Below are 4,835 nucleotides of genomic sequence, written 5' to 3' on the forward strand. Positions count from 1 at the left end.
GCTATCGCATGGGACTGCTTTCGCTGTTCGCGCTCGGATTCTGCTTCATGATGGATCTGTGGCGAGAGACCATGCAGACCGTGGGCCTAGTGTCCGTCGCCGTGCTCATATCAGTGCTCATCGCCGTGCCGCTCGGCATCTACGCCGCGCGTCGTCCCAAGGTCGAAGCCAGGCTGCGTCCCATCCTGGACATCATGCAGACGGTCCCACCTTGGGTCTATCTGATCCCTGCCGTCATGATCTTCAGCCTGGGCCGGGTACCCGCGATACTCGCGACCATCGTCTACGGCGTCCCGCCCATGCTGCGCCTGACTACCCTGGCTTTCAAAGGGGTGCGGAAGGATCTGATCGAACTGGGCCAGGCCATTGGCGCGCCGCCCCGGGTTATCCTGACGAAGATCGAATTTCCCTCGGCCATGCCCACACTGCTGGTCGGCCTGAACCAATGCATCTTGCTGTCACTGGCCATGGTCGTCCTGGCCGGCCTGGTCGGCGCCGGCGGCCTTGGCGCCGAGGTAACGCGCGGCCTCACGCGGATGGAGATGGGCCTCGGCCTTCGTGCCGGTCTCGCCATCGTTGCGGTCGCCATCCTGCTGGACCGGCTTTCCCGCGCGGCGTTCCAACGTCGCAAGATACCGGGCGACAAACACTAAGCGAGTGTCGCTCCCAATTCAAAACATTTGCCAATATCGGAGAAACAAATGCAGGCCGAACTTATCGTCATGCTGACGCATAACGACATCACCGTCGATAATGCGAAAGAACTCTTTGAATCTTGCAAGGATCTTCCCGTCAGGTTCTGGGGCTTCAAGGATGTCGGGATCTCGAGGGAAGAAACCATCGCCCTCGTCGATCTGATGAAGAAGAACGGCAAGGTGACCTTCCTGGAAGTCGTCACCTACAGCGAAGAGGAATGCCTGGAAAGCGCCCAGCTCGCCATCGATGCAGGGTTCGAATATCTCACCGGCACGCGGTTCTACCCTTCCGTGGTCGAACTTCTGAACGGAACGGATATCAAATATTATCCGTTTGTCGGTGATGTCGGCGGCAGCCCCGTAACCTTGAAAGGAACGGTCGAAGAAATCCTGGCGGATGCGAAGCGCCTGGAGGGAGCCGGAGTGAGTGGCCTGGACCTGGTTGCCTATCGCTATGCAGATGGTGACCCGGTCGAGCTTGCCAAAAAGCTGGTCGCGGCTGCCTCTGCGGATGTGATCATCGCCGGCAGCATTTCGAGTGTCGAAAGGCTGCGCGTCGTCGATGACATCAATCCCTTTGCCTTCACCATGGGGGGCGCCCTTTTCGACGGGAAATTCGCGCCCAATGGCGATTTTCGCGAAAACCTCGAAGCCGTCGTCGACGTCATGGCTTCGATCTGAAACCCAAAACCAACGAGGTAAGTCATGAATAGCGAAATCAAGAAGCAATCCGAAGCCAGGATATTCATGGAAGGCGCCGAAATGTGCCGCCTTTACTACAAGACAGACAAGCTGACTTTCGGCTCGTCGCAGCTGAGCCCCGGCCAGACCGGTGCGGTGGACAAGGGCCATCCGAACTCGCATGAGGTGTTCTTCTGCGTTCGCGGCACCGTTTTGCTGATGTGTGGCGACAAATATTACGAGATGCACGAGGGCGACGCGGTCCTGGTGCCGCCTTCGGAACCTCATCAGCTGACGAACATCGGCTCCGAAATTGCGCTGGTTACCTGGAGCCTGGCGCCGAGTGAGAACTGATCGCCGCTCGGCGCTTTGATCCAGGGGGAGAGAGTAATATGAAATACGTCATGGGAGTAGACATCGGGACGACAGCGATCAAGGCCGCGCTGTTCGCCGAGGACGGCTCGATCAAGGGAAGTTATACTTGCGAATACAAGCTCCAGACCCCGGCTTCGGGCTGGGTCGAGCTCGACGCAAAGGCCTATATCGACGCTTTCAAACGTGCCGTCACGAAGGCGATCGAAGCTTCCGGGATCTTCAGGGAGGATATCGCCTCCTTGGGAATCTCGGCCCAGGGTGAAACCCTGTTCTGCCTGGACGGAAATGACCAACCGCTTCGGCCGGCCATCGTTTGGATGGACAATCGCGCCAACAAGGAAGCCGACTGGATCGAAGAACAGCTTGGGAGGAGGACTATACACAGCACGACGGGTCAGGTCGGTATGTCCGCCATCTGGCCCGCCTCCAAGATCCTGTGGCTCAGGAACAACGAACCCGACACCTTTGCGAAGACTGCGAAGTTCCTGCTGATCGAGGATTTCTTCATCCTGCTTCTGACGGGGCAATACGCATCGGAAGATTCGCTTCTCTGCTCCACCATGTATTGGGATATCAATACGCGCAGATATTGGCCTGATATGCTGAGTTTGCTGGGTATTCAGGAAGCGCAGCTGCCCCAGATCCACCACCCCGGCACGCCCATCGGAAATGTAACCCCCGAGGCGGCATCGGAGTTCGGTTTATCCACAGATACACTGATCTGCCTTGGCGCGCTGGATCAGGCTTGCGGCGCAATCGGCGTGGGAAATGTCAAACCCGGCATCTTTTCAGAAAGCACGGGGGCGGCGCTTGCCTCGGTCGCGATGGCGACCGAACCGGTCATCGACCCCGCCGGGGAAATGCCTTGTTTTGCGAGCGGAATTCCGGGAATGTATATGGTGCATTCCTATTCCACCGGCGGCATGGCGATCCGCTGGTATCGCGACACCTTCTGCGTCGGCGAATTGGCCTCTGAGCATGCGGGCGGGATCAACGCCTATCAGGCAATCGATGCAGCGGTGGAGTCCACCCCACCGGGCGCGGATGGTTTGCGGGTCCTGCCCCATCTCCAGGGCTCGGGGCCGCCGGATACCGATGACGAAGCTAAAGGCGTTTTCCTGAACGTGACTCTTGCGCACTCCAAATCCCATTTCGCACGTGGGATCATGGAGGGGGTGACTATGGTGCTTCTGCGGATGATCGAGTCAACCCGGAGCCTGGGTGTGGATGTGAAGGAAGTCCGCTCTCTCAGCGGAGGGGCCAAGAGCCGTGCCTGGTGCCAGATCAAGGCAAATGCGTCCGGCCTGCCGGTTCACACCATGAAAACCACCGAAGCCGCTGCCTGTCTCGGCGCAGCCATTCTGGCGGGTGTCGGTGCCGGAATATGGACATCTGTCGAAGAGACGGCAACGCGTTTGGCTGAATATGATCTGGAATATACCCCGGACACATCGTACGGGATGCTCTATGAGAGAATGCTTTCCGACTATAAATTGCTGATGACGGAAGCTTCACCGTTGTTCAAGAAGCTTTCGACAGCGTGATCCACCATTCTGATTGGCGCAAGGGGGTCTCCCCTTGCCCTTCCCTCATTTGTATGCCCAGTCGACCGAACTACAGCCTCAACCGGCCCATTGTCGGTCCTCTTCCGCTTCCACGGCCGCTCTGAACACTTTGTCGCTACTGCCGTTTCTGAACTCGGTCAGGTGGCGCACCAGCAAGAACGAGCATAATAACCTTTCGGGAAGGAGGAATAGCAAGCTATGGACCTTCGCCACCTCCGCTATGTCGTCGCCACCGCCCGCAACGGTAGTTTCAGCGCAGCAGCGCTGGAGCTGGAGGTCCAGCAACCGATCGTAAGCCGGCGCATCCGCGAACTCGAGGAGGAGCTCGGCACCGCGCTGTTCGATCGGTCCACGGCGGGCGCGAAACTGACCCCGGTCGGCGAGGATTTTGCTGCCATGGCCGCGCGTATTCTGGACGATTTCCAGCGACTGGCCGATCGCACCCGGGCCGCCGTGGAAGGACGACGCGGAAGCGTATCGCTGGGGTTCTACAAGTCACTCTCCTCGGGAGGTTTCCGCACCGTCCTGCGCCGGTTCCGCGAGAACCATCCCGATATCTGCCTCAACCTGCTTGAGGCGCCTTTCGTCGAACTGATGGCCGATCTCCATTCCGGCAAGCTCGACGTCGCGGTCATCCTCGGCGATCCGGACCGCTGTCCTGTGCTGAACACAATGGCGATCGGCACCGAGCAGTTGATGGTTGCGCTGCCGGAAGATCATCCGTTGGCCGAAAATCCCGTCGTCTACTGGTCCGATCTGAAGGGAGAGAAGTTCCTGATCTCGCATCAGGATCCCGGATCCGACATCCGCAACATCCTGATCGCCAAGCTGGCCGCACCATCGGACGGGCCCGAGATCGCCAACCTGCATCTGAGCCGCGAGAGCATCCTCAGCCTGGTCGGCGCGGGCGAAGGCATCAGCCTGCAATGCGAATGCGCGAGCGGCCTGACGGGTCTCGGGGCGGTGTTCCGGCCCGTCCATGATGGCAACGGCGCAACCCGAATCGGCTACATCGCCTGCTGGCATCCGGAGAACGGCAACCCGGCGCTGCAAACCTTTCTGGAAGCATTGAAATCGGGAACGTGAGTCGCCTGGCAAGCAACAGCGCGCCGATCATGACCGGAAATCGCGCCGCCAGTTTCCTGTATTTTTTCGCCCGGCTACGACCGCTTTCGATTTTTCGAAGACAGCTGTTGCGCGGCTGCGTTTTGAGGCTCTTTTAGTCGACCCCATCCGGGGGCCTTCCTCTCGCCGCTCCGGAGGAACGGGGGACGGGATGGCAGGTTCGGACCACATCGAGGCAAGGGTGGAGCGCGGCGCCCGCATGCTCCGCACCGCGCTCGGGCCTGCCATCTCCGCCCTGTTGCGGGATCCCGATATCGTCGAGGTGATGCTGAACCCGGACGGCCGGATCTGGGTCGACCGGCTGCGCGACGGGTTGGCGGAAACCGGCCAGGTCCTGCCCGCATTCGACGGCGAGCGCATCATCCGGCTGGTCGCGCATCACGTCGGCGTCGAG

The 4,835-nt window shown here is 59.9% G+C and carries 5 protein-coding genes and 1 pseudogene; all 6 read left to right on the forward strand.

Translation table 11 applies throughout. The features are described from left to right. Positions 1–653: proline/glycine betaine ABC transporter permease (locus tag AQY21_RS10035; protein WP_058097532.1), on the forward strand; the 653-nt coding region annotated here is incomplete at its 5' end. Between the two features lie 48 nt (positions 654–701). Continuing rightward, the gene (locus AQY21_RS10040; RefSeq protein ID WP_058097533.1) at positions 702–1,376 is read left to right on the forward strand and encodes a hypothetical protein; all 675 of its coding nucleotides are present in this window, start codon (positions 702–704) and stop codon (positions 1,374–1,376) included. Positions 1,377–1,400: 24 nt separating this feature from the next. Next, positions 1,401–1,730, forward strand: coding sequence for a cupin domain-containing protein (locus AQY21_RS10045; protein ID WP_028710110.1), 330 nt, complete (start codon positions 1,401–1,403; stop codon positions 1,728–1,730). Positions 1,731–1,768: 38 nt separating this feature from the next. Beyond that, positions 1,769–3,295 carry an L-fuculokinase gene (locus tag AQY21_RS10050; protein WP_065169914.1) on the forward strand — a complete coding sequence of 509 codons (1,527 nt, stop codon included), beginning with the start codon at positions 1,769–1,771 and terminating at the stop codon, positions 3,293–3,295. Positions 3,296–3,514: 219 nt separating this feature from the next. Further along, positions 3,515–4,402: a LysR family transcriptional regulator gene (locus AQY21_RS10055; RefSeq protein ID WP_058097535.1), complete on the forward strand. Its 888-nt coding sequence runs from the start codon at positions 3,515–3,517 to the stop codon at positions 4,400–4,402. A gap of 190 nt (positions 4,403–4,592) precedes the next feature. Then, positions 4,593–4,835 (forward strand): annotated as a pseudogene (locus AQY21_RS10060) (P-type conjugative transfer ATPase TrbB); the annotation flags it as partial.

It is taken from the genome of Paracoccus sp. MKU1 (genome assembly GCF_001447385.1).
In the GTDB taxonomy this organism is placed as follows: Bacteria; Pseudomonadota; Alphaproteobacteria; order Rhodobacterales; family Rhodobacteraceae; genus Paracoccus.

Bases quoted from the DNA above. Each gene is read 5' to 3' on its own strand.
- AQY21_RS10040 (WP_058097533.1), top strand. From the start codon at position 702: ATGCAGGCCGAACTTATCGTCATGCTGACGCATAACGACATCACCGTC.
- AQY21_RS10045 (WP_028710110.1), top strand. From the start codon at position 1,401: ATGAATAGCGAAATCAAGAAGCAATCCGAAGCCAGGATATTCATGGAA.
- AQY21_RS10050 (WP_065169914.1), top strand. From the start codon at position 1,769: ATGAAATACGTCATGGGAGTAGACATCGGGACGACAGCGATCAAGGCC.
- AQY21_RS10055 (WP_058097535.1), top strand. From the start codon at position 3,515: ATGGACCTTCGCCACCTCCGCTATGTCGTCGCCACCGCCCGCAACGGT.